This window comes from Aliivibrio wodanis (assembly GCF_052920805.1).
In genome coordinates, this window is record NZ_JBREXA010000001.1 from 1,272,160 (window position 1) to 1,287,253 (window position 15,094).

A 15,094-nucleotide genomic window follows, 5' to 3' on the forward strand; every position below is an offset into this window, starting at 1 on the left:
CGATGCTGACTGTATTTTTGTGTTTCTTATTATTTAAGAGAGTGAACTTGTCTCTCTTATTGGTGCGTTTATTCGTTGTTTCACTTCCCATTCCGGTGCTATCCAAACGGGTGCGTGCTCCCCTGTGAGCATAGGGTTACCAAGGATGAAATCGGCGGCACGTTCTGCAACCATAATGGTGGGTGCATTTAAGTTTCCATTCGGAATAGTTGGGAATACAGAAGAATCGACAACGCGTAAATTCGTAATTCCACGTACGCGGCACTGTTCATCGAGTACAGCCATTGGGTCTTCTTTATTGCCCATTTTGCAGCCACAAGAAGGGTGGTAAGCACTTTCTACATTTTGCTTAACCCATTCATCAATCGCCTCGTCAGAAGTGACCTCAATACCCGGTTGAATTTCTTCACCACGGAATGTATCCATTGAAGGTTGAGATAGAATTTCACGAGTAAGGCGAATGCAATCGCGCCAATCTTGGCGATCTTGCTCAGTCGAAATGTAATTAAAAACGATCTTTGGTTTTGCGTGAGGATCCGCTGAGATTATTGATACTGTTCCTCGGCTTTCTGGTTTATTTGGACCAACATGAACTTGAAATCCATGACCATCAAATGCGGCTTGTCCGTCATAACGCATCGCCGCAGGTAAGAAGTGATATTGAAGATTAGGCCACTTCAAGCCTTTGCGAGAACGAATAAAAGCACACGATTCAAAGTGGTTTGTCGCGCCTAACCCTTTGCGAGTTAATATCCATTCGGCACCAATGAGCCCTTTGCTAACTAAGTCTAATTTGCTGTTCAGCGTAATGGGTTCGTTACAATGATATTGAAAGTAAATCTCAAGGTGATCTTGCAGGTTTTCACCAACACCAGAGAGTTGATGCTTTACCTCTACGCCTGCGTTTTCTAAGACGGATTTTGGACCTATGCCTGACAGTTGCAGTAATTGAACTGAGCCAATTGAACCTGCGCTTGAAATGACTTCTTTATTTGCATGAACATTGATAATTTTTCCTGATTTTTCAAACTCAATACCAACGGCTTTGTTGTCTTTAAGTAGAATTTTTCTGGCGACAATACCTTTTTTTAATGTCAGGTTAGGACGCTTTAAGGCACGACGAAGATACGCGTTTGAGGTAGATGCTCTAACGCCTTTATCTACCGTCATATGCATTGGACCAAAACCTTCTTGTTGATAGCCGTTGTAGTCTGATGTTTCTGGGTATCCCGCATCTTTACCTGCATTGATGAAGGCTTGATATAGAGGGTTAAGTGTCATGTCATTGCCATTACACGTACCTAAAGGACCTTCGCCTCCGCGATATTGATCTGCGCCTTTACTCCATGTTTCAGCTTTACGAAAGTAAGGTAAGCAAGCTTGGTAGTTCCAGCCTGTCGCGCCATTTTCTTCCCATTCGTCATAATCACACGCGTGACCACGAACATAAACCATGCCGTTGATCGACGAGCTTCCACCAAGAACTTTACCGCGAGGGCAATGCAATTGACGTCCATCTAGCCCTGACTCTTGTTGAGTCTCGAACTGCCATGCGTACTTTTCAGAATTCATAGGATAAGAAAGTGCAGTAGGCATTTGGATAAAAATACTCTTATCCGTACCGCCTGCTTCTAATAATAAAACGCTGTGTTGACCGCTTTCGGTTAGTCTATCTGCTAACACACAGCCGGCCGAACCCGCGCCGACGATAATATAATCGTAGCGTTGTTCCATGTCTGTATTCTCCGTGACGTCTAGCGCATAGGGCTAGACGTTTTTATTGGAAGGGCAAATTAAGCGTAAGGGCTAGCGAAATCACCAAGCTCTATTAATATGCTTTTGGTTTGCGTGTAATGCAGTAGCGTTTCAGGGCCGTTTTCACGTCCAACCCCCGAATGTTTATAACCGCCTACTGGCATTTCTGCAGGAGAGTCTCCCCACGTGTTTACCCAACAAATCCCCGCTTGCATTTGATGAATAACTCGGTGAGCTCGTGATAAGTTTTGAGTAAAAATACCGGCAGCAAGCCCATATTTAGTGTCGTTTGCGCGACGAATAACCTCGTCTTCGTCAGTGAATTTAAGGACTGACATAACAGGGCCAAAGATCTCTTGTTGAACGTGTGGCATATCGTCTTCGCAATTTACAAAGACGGTAGGAACCACAAAGTTACCGTTTTCTAATCCTTTGTTGGTCACTTGATAGCCGCCAGTAAGCAGGGTTGCACCTGACTGTTTGGCTTGCTCAATGGCCTCTAATACTTTTGCTAAATGTGCTTTTGAAATCAGAGCACCGACTTGGGTTTCGATGTTCATTGGGTCCCCGATAATCAACTTTTCAGTACGAACTTTAAGTTGGCTAATGAATTCGTCATAAAGATTTTCATGAACAAAAACACGAGTACCATTAGTACAAACTTCACCTTGAGTGTAGAAGTTTGCCACCATCGCTGCGGATACGGCATCATCCAATTTTGCGTCATCAAAGACGACCATTGGTGATTTTCCACCTAACTCCATCGTGACTGATTTTAGTGTTTTTGCACTGTCAGCCATGACTGTTTTTCCTGTTCCTGTTTCACCTGTGAAAGACACTTTTACGATATCAGGGTGTGCAGTCAGCATCTGACCAACACGATAATCACCTTGAACGACGTTGAACACGCCATCTGGCAATCCCGCCTCAGTAAATATTTCAGCCAGTTTCAGTGCAGTTAAGGGCGTTTCTTCTGACGGTTTGAAGATCATCGCATTACCCGCTGCCAATGCAGGTGCTGATTTCCACATGGCGATCTGGATAGGGTAGTTCCATGCACCGATGCCAGCACAAATACCAAGTGGCTCACGACGAGTATAGAAGAATTGGTTTTCACCTAGTGGCTGTTGGTCGCCTTGCATTGCGGGAACCAACCCAGCGAAATATTCAATCACATCAGCACCAGACGCTACATCAACTTCTAATGCTTCTTGAAGTGGTTTTCCTGTATCCATAACCTCAAGATTTGCAAGGTCATTGTTTCGTTCTCTAAGTATTTTTACAGCATTGAGAAGAATACGGCTGCGTTCAATCGGTAACATTGCAGACCATATAGCAAAACCTCGCTTTGCTGATTCAACGGCAAGCTCAAGATCGGCTTGAGAGGCTTGACCTAGGGTTGCAATAGCTTCACCGTTAGCAGGGTTTGTACTAATAAAGGTTTCTCCAGACGTAGCTGGAATCGACTTTCCATCGATATATAACGAGTTAATTTCCATTTGAATATCTGACTTAATAATTATTATGAGTGATTTGTAGAGTGACTTGAATAAAAGGAAAGTTGCTTTTCAAGGTAGTCATTGATGATGGTACGCGCTTTATCTGCGTTAATGCCTTCAGGGTTTAATGTACCTCTTAACCAAACACCATCAATTAATGATGCGATCCCGTGAGCAACGAGTTCTGCTTGTTGGTTATTTAACATGGCTTTTAGTTCAATTCGTAGGTGAGACAGTAAACGCCTTTCATTTACATGCTGTAGACGCTTTAGTTGTTCGTCATGCATAGAGTAAGACCAGAATGCTAACCAAGTTTTAGCGACTTCGTTTTCTGCTTGATAGCCTTCAAAATTACCATTGATAATGGCATTGATGCGTAGTTGATGAGCGTCAACAGGTAAGGATTTTAATTGAGATGTGATGGTATTGGAGAGCTGACGGAGGATCTCACGCATGGTTTCTTCGAGAAGACCGTGCTTACCTCCGAAATAGTGATTTATGATCCCTGTAGATACACCTGCTTCTTTACTAATTAAAGCAATGCTAGCGGCGTGTAAACCAACACGATCAATGACCTTCATTGTTGCTTTTACAAGGGCTGTGGTTTTCTAATGTCAGGCATCCCAACCTTGGGCATCTTTCTGTCCTTTTATTTTTTATTGAACGTTCAATTAATTATAAAATGACAGAAAAATAGTTAGAGTTCAAATTATTATTTTATGGGCTTTTGATCTTTAGGCGCAGCGTTGTCTTTTTTATTTATAAAAAACAACGCATTATGAAGGGTTGGTGAGTGGGTATTTATTGTGTTAAAAATATTAATATTTGAACTATAAACATTTGAGGTGTAACTTTTTTGCGTTAAGCAAAGGTGAGGGTGGCAGCAAATTATGGCGATTTAATTTGATTCTAAATCATCTTTTACTGAGTTCACGGCATCGCGTGATGCATGTCCGATGGCTTTTGTCGTATCGCGAGTTGTATGGCCAATGGTTCTACCTACGTCTTTAAGTTCTGCACATCCATTGAGTGTAAATAATAGACCAATAGTGAGAAGAAATGTGGTGTGCTTATGCATAATCGTTCCTTTTTCTTAAGTAATATGTTCGATGTTATCGATATTTATTGGTGAAATTTATATCAGAAAATTGATAATAGGGCATCTTATTAATATCTTAATTTATTACGTTTTTTACTATGAAATTAAGAGACACCTAGATATTTAATCATAAGCAATCAAATTGCCATAAATCTTCTACAAAACTGTCATAAATCCCCTTTAGGCTACATCTAATTATATAAAACGCACTTATAAAAATAATGATTTCAAAGGGAAGTATGATGAGTAATTTTGTAGAGAAAGAATCAGATTTTAGTAACATGGTTAACGCACGTTTATCTCGTCGAGGATTTTTGATGGGGACGGCAGCAGCAAGTGCTGGTGCATTTTTAGCATTAAATCCAGTGGCAAAAGCGATTGCGGGTAGTATGGACAGCTCGTTATTAAATTTTGAGGCTATCTCGGTATCGTTCCAAAAGGGTATCGCTCTAGTACGTTAATGTCATGGGGTGATCCCATTTTTGCTAATGCTCCTCAATTTAATTCTAATGGCAAACAAGATTCAAAAGCACAAGCGCTGCAATTTGGTGATAATACCGATGGTATGAGTGTATTTCCTTTATCAAAAGATCGCGCCATTCTTGCGGTGAATAATGAATACACCAATTACGAATACCTGTTTGTTCATGAAGGTAAAGCAATGACAGCTGACGATGTTGCAAAAGCACAAGCTGCCGTTGGTATTACGATAGTAGAGATAGTGAAGAAAAATGGTCAATGGACGATGGACGTTGATGGCCGAGCAAACCGTCGTATTACCGCAAATACAGAAATGGAAGTGACAGGCCCTGCTGCTGGTCATGATTTATTAAAAACCAATGCAGACTCAACAGGTAAGAAAGTATTAGGAACATTCAATAATTGCGCTAATGGTGAAACGCCTTGGGGTACTTATTTAACCTGTGAAGAGAACTTCAATTCATTCTTTGGCTCTGAAGTAGCAACAGAGTTAACCTCAGACGATAAACGATATGGTATAAAATCAAAACAAAGTAAATATCAATGGCATAATTTTGATGAGCGTTTTGATGTTTCTAAAAACCCAAATGAACCAAATCGTTTTGGTTGGGTGGTTGAAATTGACCCTAATGATCCAACGTCTACACCATTAAAAAGAACCGCGTTAGGTCGCTTTAAGCATGAAAATGCTGCATTGGTTGTGAACGATGATGGTCATGTGGTGGTGTATCTTGGTGATGATGAACGTGGTGAGCATCTTTACAAATTTGTATCAAAAAACAAATACCAAGAAGGTAATAAGTCAGCTAACCGAGACTTGTTAGAAGAAGGGACACTTTACGTTGCTAAGTTTGCAATGAAAGGTGATAAATTAGAAGGTGATGGCCAATGGCTAGAGCTGACTTACGGTAAGAATGGGTTAACTAAAGAAAACGGATTTAATAGCCAAGCAGAAGTGATGATTTTTGCTCGACGTGCCGCGACACAAGTAGGGGCAACAACAATGGATAGACCTGAATGGGTTGCGGTTCATCCAGATAAAAAACACGTTTTTTGCACATTAACTAACAACAAATACCGTGGTGTTAAAGAAGGTCAAGAGGTTGATGGTGTTAATCCTCGAGCTGAAAACCACTACGGCCAAATTGTGCGTTGGGCACCAAGAAATGGCAACCATGTTAGTGATATATTCCAATGGGATTTATATGTGATAGCAGGGAATCCAAGGGTTCATGAGGGTAATTTGTACGCAGGCAGTGCCAATATAAACAAAGATAATATGTTTAATAGCCCTGATGGTATTGGTTTTGATAAAGCAGGACGTCTATGGATTCAAACCGATGGTAATTACTCAAACAAAGGCGATTTTGCAGGTCAAGGTAACAATCAAATGTTGTGTGGTGATCCTAATACAGGTGAGATTCGTCGCTTCTTAACGGGCCCAATTGGCTGCGAAATTACAGGATTGACGTTTTCTGAAGATCAAAAAACCATGTTTGTTGGCGTGCAGCATCCATCTGGGCACTTTCCTCAAGGTGGTAGCAATAAACCACGTTCAACCATTGTTATGATCACGAAAGAGAATGGCGGTGTGATAGGTAGCTAGTTTTTTTGTAGGATCGTTTATTCTTAAATTAAATAAGAAACGTCAGTTCACACCGATGAATTGGCGTTTTAATTTTAGTTCAATGCATTTTCAATCGCTTCGATTGCCATTGTTACACTTATCGGTGTTTGACCATGGAATGGATGTAATGCATACACATTAGAAGGCGCTATTTCATCGTCAGGAACCGCTTTTCGTACTGTTGCTTGATGTTGTGAATAAATAAATTCAGGAAGAAGGCCGACGCCTAATCCACTTTCAATTAACGCTAAGCTATTTTGAACCGTGTTCACTTGGTGCGTGGGGGTAAAATTTAAGCGGTGTGTGATTTTTGTTTTTATATTAACGAGGGAATGTGAGATCTGTTTTGATTGCCAATGGTTTGCAATATAAGGAACTGACTCTATATTTTCTAAGTTGATAAGGGAGTAATCACTTGCTACGCACAATACATCTTGTACTGTTCCAATGCGTTTTTGTTTTAAATTACTGAGTTTGGATTCTCCAACTCGGATCGCTAAATCAATTTCTTCTTGCATTAAATCGAGCTGCCCGTCATGCGCAATTAAATTTAACGCTACGCCTTTGTGTGTTTTAAAGGTGGAGCTTAATGCCGGAATAACAATACTATTCATTAATGCGTGTGGTGCGGTGACCGTTAGTTTCCCTTGAGGGAATTGTTGCTGGTGTAAGATATCACTCCATGCTTTTTCGGCTAATTGATGCATCTCGCAACATTGCAGATAAAAGCGCTCACCAGAAGTGGTTAATACTTGTTTACGAGTAGTACGTTTTAATAATGGAACGGAGAGATCATTCTCTAATTGTTTTAAGTGCTGGCTAATGACAGATTTAGATAGTTCAAGCTTTTCCGCTGCTTTAGTAATAGAACCAGTTTCAACGATTGTCATAAAGAGTGTCATTTGTTTTAGTTTGTTCATACTCTTACCAACCCTATTGTTTGAATTTATTAAACAGTGTTTTCTAATTAGTTTGTTTTTCAGTGTTAATAATGCACGTATAGTCCATCTCATACAAACATTAGGAGAAACAATCATGACTCAAGAACAAATTTTAGCAGCATGTAAAGCAGGCATTTCAACATGGCAGCAGGCGTTTAACTCTCAAGATGCAGCAGGTTGTGCAGCACAATACGCTGAAGGTACAGTAATGGAAGCTCGCCCATTTGGAACGTTTACTGGCCGTGAAGAGATCCAAGCATTTTGGCAAAATATTATAGATCAAGGCTTTGCTGATGTGGATTATACAGAGGTTAAATGGGAACCAATCGGTGAAGATGGTTATCTATTAACGGCTAATTGGACGATGAACAAAGCATTTGGTGTTGTACACCGTGAACATTGGACAATTCAAAGCGATGGTAAGGCACGTTTAATTGCTGATGATTTTGAAGTGCAAGGTGAGCGCTAAGAAGTACTTTTTAAATAATGTGGTTGAATTATTAATTCTTTTCAACCACGTTTGAGTTTAGAAGCCTCTTTAGTCATGTCCTCTGGGTACCTAAGCAGTAGTATAATATTCGGAATAGGATTGAATTTAGTAATTATACAATCTTAGATTCTGGCAATGAAAATTGAACTGATGATTTTATAAATATACACTGGCCACCTGTTTGATTTAGAGGATATTGATCACTGTGTTAATTACGCCGCCTTAAACGCTCCATCCCCCCTATAGCTATCATTGCTAACTAAGCACTGTACTCACCAGAGTATTCGGCTTAACTCTTTGCGCTTGTTAATTCTTTGCCGTACTTTCGGCTACTTTTCCGCGCTAAAACTCATACCATTGCCATTAATTAAATAGTCTATTTATTACGCAGGCAAACCACTTAAGAGCAAGGCAAAAATTCTGATAAGTAGTTATTCTACTTAAATAATTTTTAACGAAGCTATTATGTGATTTAACCAGCAATAATGACTAGAGAATTACTGGAATTGGTATTATCAAAGAAGCACTTATTTACACCCCAGATCTATTTCTGGTGCGTATTGCCGTGCATAAATTGAGAATTCAATGTTTAAAAATTTCAAAATTGACTGGATGTCTAATATCCGTGGTGACCTGCTTGCGGGCATCGTTGTTGCTCTTGCTTTAATTCCTGAAGCTATCGCATTTTCTATTATCGCCGGTGTTGACCCTAAAGTTGGGTTGTATGCTTCTTTCAGTATCTCGGTTGTTATTGCTTTTACTGGAGGTCGTTCAGGAATGATTTCTGCAGCGACGGGTGCAATGGCACTATTGATGGTCACGTTAGTTAAAGAACACGGGCTAGAATACCTACTTGCCGTTACTGTACTCACTGGAATATTGCAGATCTTAGCGGGTTATTTAAAACTGGGCAGCTTGATGCGTTTTGTTTCTCGCTCAGTGGTCACAGGTTTTGTGAATGCGTTAGCCATACTTATTTTTATGGCGCAACTTCCTGAATTAACAAATGTAACTTGGCATGTTTACGCCATGACAGCCGCCGGTTTAGGGATTATTTATCTTTTCCCATACCTACCGGTTATCGGTAAATTAATTCCTTCACCTTTAGTTTGTATTATCGTATTAACCGCCATTTCGATGTCATTTAATATTGATGTTCGTACTGTTGGAGATATGGGACACCTGCCTGATACTTTACCAATTTTCTTATGGCCAGATGTGCCTTTAAACTTAGATACGTTATTAATTATCTTGCCGTATTCTATTGGTTTGGCTGTGGTGGGTTTATTAGAATCCATGATGACAGCAACGATTGTTGATGACTTAACCGATACCAGCAGCGATAAAAACCGCGAGTGTAAAGGCCAAGGGCTTGCCAATATCTTTACGGGTTTTCTTGGTGGTATGGCAGGTTGTGCGATGATCGGACAATCAATGATTAATATAAAATCGGGCGGCCGTGGACGTTTATCAACGTTATCTGCTGGCGTGTTTTTGTTAATTATGGTGGTTTTTCTTGGTCCGTGGTTAAAACAAATCCCAATGGCAGCCTTAGTTGCTGTGATGATAATGGTATCTATCGGTACTTTTTCATGGAGTTCAATTACTGATTTAAGAAAGCACCCAATATCAACCAATATTGTTATGTTAGCCACGGTGATTATTGTGGTAATGACGCATAATTTAGCTATTGGTGTTCTGGTCGGTGTCTTGCTTGCGTCATTATTCTTTGCCAATAAAATCAGCCGTATGATGGTGATAAAGAATAATTCGGATGAAAATACATCGCGTGAATATACTGTAATAGGGCAAGTATTCTTCGCGTCATCGGATAAATTTATTGCTTCCTTTGATTTTAAAGAAGTGATCGAGAGCGTGACAATTGATTTATCGTCTGCGCATTTCTGGGATGTCACCTCTGTGTCAGCCTTGGATAAAGTGGTGGTCAAGTTTCGTAGAGAGGGGACACAAGTAGAGCTTATTGGTATGAATCAAGCAACCCAAACTATTGTTGATAAATTTGGTGTACATGACAAACCAGAAGAAGTTGAAAAACTATTGGCCGGACATTAAGGATTAGAAAATGAAAAATATAATAGCTTGTATTGATGGATCTCCGATGACGCTTGCAACGTGTGAAGCGAGTGCATGGGTTGCCTCTAAGATTAATGCGCCGCTTATCTTATTGCACGCTCTTGATAAAACGACCAGACCTGTTGTGAGTGAGCTTTCAGGGCAAATAGGATTAGGCAGCCAAGAAGAGTTGCTTAATGAACTTGCGGAGCTAGACGAAGTGCGCAGTAAAGTTGCTCTAAAGCATGGAAAACAATTGCTGGAAGAAGCGGCTGAATGGGTAATGAAAGAAGGCATTACTAATGTTGAGCAATTGCAACGTCATGGGAGCTTACTTGAAAGCCTGATTGATTTAGAAAATGAACTAAGAGTATTAGTTATTGGTAAATTAGGTGAAGAGCAGGGCAGTAATAAAACGATAGGTTCTCAACTTGAGAGTGTTATTCGTTCTATTAAATCTCATACACTAGTAGTTAATGCCCCATTTTCTATTCCAACGTCTTATCTCATTGCTTTTGATGGCAGTCCAACGAGTGAAAAATTGATTGAAAAAGCAATCAATACGCCTCTGCTTTTGGGATTGGATTGTCATTTAGTGATGGTGGATGACTTTGCAGAAAAAAGTGCGGCTTTTGAGAAAGCGGCCATTAAATTAAAAAATGCAGGACTTAGTGTGCATGAAGACATACTGTCAGGTTCTGTTGATGATGCTTTGCTGAAGTACCAGAAAGATCACCAGATAGGCATGATGGTAATGGGGGCTTATGGACATTCAACGCTAAGACAGTTTTTTTTAGGCAGTAACACAACCAAGGTATTAATAAAAAGTGAAGTGCCTCTGTTGTTAATACGTTAATTATTGATATTTAAGTAGAAGATTAGAAATGGATGAAACGCCTAAAGTTAATTGCTTTAGGCGTTTTTTATGGCTGAAGTTTAGGTAACAACATTGTCCCTGTTGGTTATGATTGTTGACGAAGCCACTGCTTGGTTACTTCGTCAATCGCTTTTCCTTCTCGGCAAACTTGATAATCGAGTGCGGCGATAATTTCATTAGAGAATTTAAGAGCATCTAATGTTTCAAGCTGTTCTGGAGTGAAGTTAATCGATTTGTCTTGTCGAAGTAATAAGACGGCACGATCAACTATCCCCAATAATCCTTCAGGTTCGGAAATTTCACGGATATTGTATTTATGGTGTAGAAATTGTGGTTTCCATAATGGAACAATAACCCACTCTTTATTCTCGACAGCTTGTTCAAATGCATCAAAGCAATCTTCTTCACTTCCGGTATAAAAGCGGTAACCTGCGTTGTTTAAACCGTATATTTCCATCATTTTGATTGAAAATCGGGTAATTCCGGCCCCTGGGTTAATGCCTTGAATTGTATTATTCATGCGTGAAATTACTTCAGGCTTCAGTAAATCTTTTACTTCAGATACTGCACTTTCTGGAATGTAATCAGGAACCCCCCAAAGAGCGTATGGCTTATAATGTAGCCCTAATTCAAGTAATTCGACTTTTTCTTCTACATCAGATTTGTATATTCCGTGACTAGAGGGAAGCCAAGCAGAGGCGAGCATATCAATGTCGCCAGATTTTAATTTCTCAAAATTTTCTTGGTGTGGAGAATAAATACGTTCAACGTCAAAACCCATATTAGTTAAAATATGTGAAATGATGGATGCCGTTACTCGATGAAAAGAAAGATCCGTGACACCAAGGATTATTTTGTTTTTCATAGCTCCGTCTCTAGTATTTTTTCACTGTAGGCTGGGTAGTCAATATAACCTTGTTCATTACCGCCAAATAACGTATTGCCATCTAATGTAGCGAGGTCATGATTGTTTTCTAAACGTGATACCAAGTCTGGATTTGATACGAATGGGACGACCAAAAGCGATAAGATCGGCATAGCCTTTATTTAGGATTTCATTTGCACGTTCCTGTGTGTAGCTACCTGCAACAATAATGGTATTAGTGAACAATTTTCTTAGTTCGATGCGGAAGTTTTCAGGAATAACAGGTGCATCGTCCCAATCTGCTTCTGATAAATGTAAATAAGCAATATCGCGAGCTTGCAATTCCTTTGAGGCTTCAAGAATCGTAGGGACAATATCAGGGCAATCCATGTCTTTAAATGTGATGAAAGGAGCAAGACGAACGCCAACTTTATCTGCACCGATCTCTTTACTTACTGCATCAACAACTTCAAGTAGAAAACGAAGACGGTTCTCACGAGAATCCCCATACCTATCCGTTCTATGATTAGAGTTAGTACGAAGAAATTGATCAATCAGATATCCATTTCCTCCGTGGATTTCAACACCATCAAAACCAGCTTCGATTGCGCGCTTTGCTGAGTAAGCGAAATCTTGAATGACTCGATTGATGTCGTCATGAGTCATTGCTCGTGGCTGAATACAATCAACCATATTACCGTTACCTTGTTCATCTGAAATCCACACTTTGGTTTCGACAGGAGCAAGTGCGGATGGCGCAATGGGCAATTCACCTTTTTGGAAAGTAGGATGAGATACACGACCCACATGCCATAATTGACAGAACATCGCAGCTCCTTCTTTGTGAACTGATTTGGTTATTGATTGCCATCCTTTCACTTGTTTATCGGTATAAACTCCTGGGGTAAATGAGTACCCTTGGGAGTCATCTGAAATTTGAGTCGCTTCAGAGATAATTAATCCGGCAGTTGCTCGTTGCTTGTAGTAGGTCGCCATCATGTCATTTGGAATGTTACCCGGCTGGCTAGTACGTGCGCGAGTCATTGGAGCCATGACAACTCGATTTTGTAAGTTCAGATTGTTTAGTTTTGTTTTTTCAAATAATGAATTCATGATTGTATGCCTCTTTGTTTTTTCATCGTAAGTATTGAAGAAGTCTTAGTCGTTTTTTAATGTGAAATTTGTATTCTGTTAATTAATTAGTGCGCCACCATCAACATCGATGATTGAGCCTGTCATGTATGGGTTTGCAATTGTCATCACATAGGCCATCGCAATATCTGAAGCTTGACCAATGTGCCTAACAGGTAAATTTTGTTTAGCGTTGTCATACATAGACTTGCGATATTTCTCATCCATATTTTGATAAGCCGTGGTGGCTGTTAAGCCGGGACTTACCGCGTTGACTCGTATTGGTGCCAGCTCTTTCGCAAGTACTTTGGTTACGGTTTCTAACGCGGCATTCATTGCTGATTTTACATAGGTATTTGCCACAACTTTACGTGACAACATCCCCGTAGTAAGGGTGATAGAACCATTTGGTTTTAGATATCGAGCTGCATTTTTTGCCGCATGAATTGAGCCCCAAAACTTAGTATCAAAGGCGTTTTTTGCTTCTTCGGTTACCACATCAACTACTTTTCCTGATGGAGCAAATGATCCAGCCGTGATAATAAGGTGATCAATTGGGCCAATAGATTCAAAGTAATGTTGAACTGATTTTTCATTGCTGATATCTAGACCTGTTGAGCGGCTAGCAACATGAATAATATTGCTTTCGTTAGTCAGCTGCTGTGCGACTGCTTCACCAATGCCAGAAGTACCGCCAATGATAACGAATGAGGTTTTTTCTTGATTCATAATGAGTCCCTTTTAAAAAATAATTATGGTTTTGTGTTGAGAAAATAAGCGTTAATTTACATACAAATAAATAAAGAACAGTGAGCAAATAATCAGAGACTTTTCTATTTTTTGTAGCAATGAATAATTAAAAATATCGATATCATCGGCCGTAAAACCGAAGGAGATTTCATTAATCGTCGTTTTATGTGATGGCTTTATTTCAGTAATACAATTGAGAGGCATCGTCATATTCCTTGATAAAAGGCTCAGGTGATGAGCCTTTATTTAACGAGTTAGTTAGCTAAGTTAGATATTGATGCTGCGGATGTTTTGTCATTACGATTCGCTTTTGCAATAAAGAACAATCCAATGATAGGAACAATGACGGCGGTGAAAGGGATCATACTTGCTCCGAATTGGCTATCAAGCACCATGCCGCCAAGGAAGCCACCGAACGCATTAGCTAGGTTAAACGCTGAGATATTTGCAGTTGCTGCTAGCTCTTGACCTTCACCACCGTTGTTCATTACTCGAAGCTGCATGGCAGGTACATTAGCAAATGATGCAATACCAAAGATAAACGCTGCAATGACAAATAAGATTTTGTTATCAACCACCAGACCAACAGCAATTAGTGAAACGATCATTGCAATAGCCCAGAACATAGAAGCTTTGTTTAAGTCTTTGTCTGAAGAACGACCACCTAATGTGTTGCCAATAATAAGACCAAAGCCAACAATAACGAGGATCCATGTTACTGCTGATTCACCATAGCCGGTGATGTGCATAGCAATTGGAGCAAGGTAACCATATAGAGTCATAAAACCAGACCATGATAATGCAGTGATCGCTAAGCTAATGATCAACATTGGATTTTTGAATGCAGCAAGCTGAGTTTTAATGTCTTTTGCTTCGCCATGACCTGTAGATTTAATGGAGGTTAGAATTGAAATCATTGCAATGGCACCAAAGGCTGCAACGGTAAAGAAAGTCGTGTGCCATCCGAACTGTAAACTGATCCAAGTACCTGCAGGAACACCAAGAACATTGGCAAGCGTTAAGCCCGCAAACATTTGACCTACAGCTCGTCCAGCCATTTTTTCAGAGACTAAATTGGTCGCAACAACAGCACCAATGCCATAAAAAGGCCCTTGAACAAGACCCGCAACAACGCGGCTAATGAGTAGTAAGTGATAGGTTGGCGCTAGTGCTGATAAAATATTACCGATAATAAATAGAGCCATTAATCCAGTTAAAACGAGCTTCTTATTAAAACGGGCTAAATAAATGGTTAGGATAGGACCGCCAATAACAATGGCTAATGCATACGCACTGATTAAGTAGCCAGCTTGGCCTTCAGTAATAGACAGTGACGTAGCTATTTGCGGAAGGATACCTGCAATAACAAATTCAGCAGTACCAATTGCGAAGGCCGCTAATGTTAATATCCAGACTTGAAATGGCATTTTTTCTTTATTCATGATGTTACCTTTAACTTATTTTATTGTTGTGACCTAATGATGATGATTATATACATTCGCTTTAA

At 39.9% G+C, this 15,094-nt stretch carries 10 protein-coding genes and 3 pseudogenes; 4 read left to right on the forward strand and 9 right to left on the reverse strand.

What is annotated here, in order from left to right; translation table 11 throughout:
* Positions 1–33: 33 nt before the first annotated feature.
* The 4 genes and pseudogenes from betA to ACU5DF_RS05810 form a co-directional block, all read right to left on the reverse strand.
* The gene (gene betA / locus ACU5DF_RS05795; protein WP_446712143.1) at positions 34–1,734 is read right to left on the reverse strand and encodes a choline dehydrogenase; all 1,701 of its coding nucleotides are present in this window, start codon (positions 1,732–1,734) and stop codon (positions 34–36) included.
* Positions 1,735–1,793: 59 nt separating this feature from the next.
* Positions 1,794–3,254 (reverse strand): betaine-aldehyde dehydrogenase, encoded by a 1,461-nt coding sequence (betB, locus tag ACU5DF_RS05800; RefSeq protein ID WP_446712144.1) that lies wholly within the window; start codon positions 3,252–3,254, stop codon positions 1,794–1,796.
* 23 nt (positions 3,255–3,277) lie between these two features.
* A pseudogene (gene betI / locus ACU5DF_RS05805) lies at positions 3,278–3,891 on the reverse strand (transcriptional regulator BetI).
* Between the two features lie 261 nt (positions 3,892–4,152).
* Positions 4,153–4,332: a hypothetical protein gene (locus ACU5DF_RS05810; protein ID WP_446712145.1), complete on the reverse strand. Its 180-nt coding sequence runs from the start codon at positions 4,330–4,332 to the stop codon at positions 4,153–4,155.
* A 263-nt stretch (positions 4,333–4,595) separates the two neighbouring features.
* Here ACU5DF_RS05810 and ACU5DF_RS05815 point away from each other — a divergent pair.
* Positions 4,596–6,439 (forward strand): annotated as a pseudogene (locus ACU5DF_RS05815) (PhoX family protein).
* Between the two features lie 74 nt (positions 6,440–6,513).
* Here the strand turns inward: ACU5DF_RS05815 and ACU5DF_RS05820 are convergent.
* Positions 6,514–7,380, reverse strand: coding sequence for a LysR family transcriptional regulator (locus ACU5DF_RS05820; protein ID WP_446712146.1), 867 nt, complete (start codon positions 7,378–7,380; stop codon positions 6,514–6,516).
* 115 nt (positions 7,381–7,495) lie between these two features.
* Between ACU5DF_RS05820 and ACU5DF_RS05825 the strand changes: the two genes are divergently transcribed.
* The 3 genes from ACU5DF_RS05825 to ACU5DF_RS05835 all read left to right on the forward strand — a co-directional run bounded on the left by ACU5DF_RS05825 (position 7,496) and on the right by ACU5DF_RS05835 (position 10,820).
* The gene (locus ACU5DF_RS05825; protein WP_446712147.1) at positions 7,496–7,870 is read left to right on the forward strand and encodes a nuclear transport factor 2 family protein; all 375 of its coding nucleotides are present in this window, start codon (positions 7,496–7,498) and stop codon (positions 7,868–7,870) included.
* 606 nt (positions 7,871–8,476) lie between these two features.
* Positions 8,477–9,964, forward strand: coding sequence for a SulP family inorganic anion transporter (locus ACU5DF_RS05830; RefSeq protein WP_446712148.1), 1,488 nt, complete (start codon positions 8,477–8,479; stop codon positions 9,962–9,964).
* Between the two features lie 10 nt (positions 9,965–9,974).
* A complete protein-coding gene (locus ACU5DF_RS05835) occupies positions 9,975–10,820 on the forward strand; it encodes a universal stress protein (RefSeq protein WP_446712149.1) in 846 nt (281 codons plus the stop codon).
* A 106-nt stretch (positions 10,821–10,926) separates the two neighbouring features.
* On the opposite strand, the gene ACU5DF_RS05840 is transcribed toward ACU5DF_RS05835, so the two are convergent.
* From ACU5DF_RS05840 to ACU5DF_RS05855, 4 genes and pseudogenes are all read right to left on the reverse strand, one after another.
* On the reverse strand, positions 10,927–11,706 hold the full coding sequence (locus ACU5DF_RS05840) for a glycine betaine ABC transporter substrate-binding protein (RefSeq protein ID WP_446712150.1): 780 nt from the start codon (positions 11,704–11,706) through the stop codon (positions 10,927–10,929).
* Positions 11,703–12,819 (reverse strand): annotated as a pseudogene (locus tag ACU5DF_RS05845) (alkene reductase). Before ACU5DF_RS05845 ends, ACU5DF_RS05840 begins: the two are co-directional and overlap by 4 nt.
* A 78-nt stretch (positions 12,820–12,897) precedes the next feature.
* A complete protein-coding gene (locus ACU5DF_RS05850; protein WP_446712151.1) occupies positions 12,898–13,566 on the reverse strand; it encodes an SDR family oxidoreductase in 669 nt (222 codons plus the stop codon).
* A gap of 275 nt (positions 13,567–13,841) precedes the next feature.
* Positions 13,842–15,029 (reverse strand): MFS transporter, encoded by a 1,188-nt coding sequence (locus ACU5DF_RS05855; protein ID WP_446712152.1) that lies wholly within the window; start codon positions 15,027–15,029, stop codon positions 13,842–13,844.
* Between the last annotated feature and the right edge of the window lie 65 nt (positions 15,030–15,094).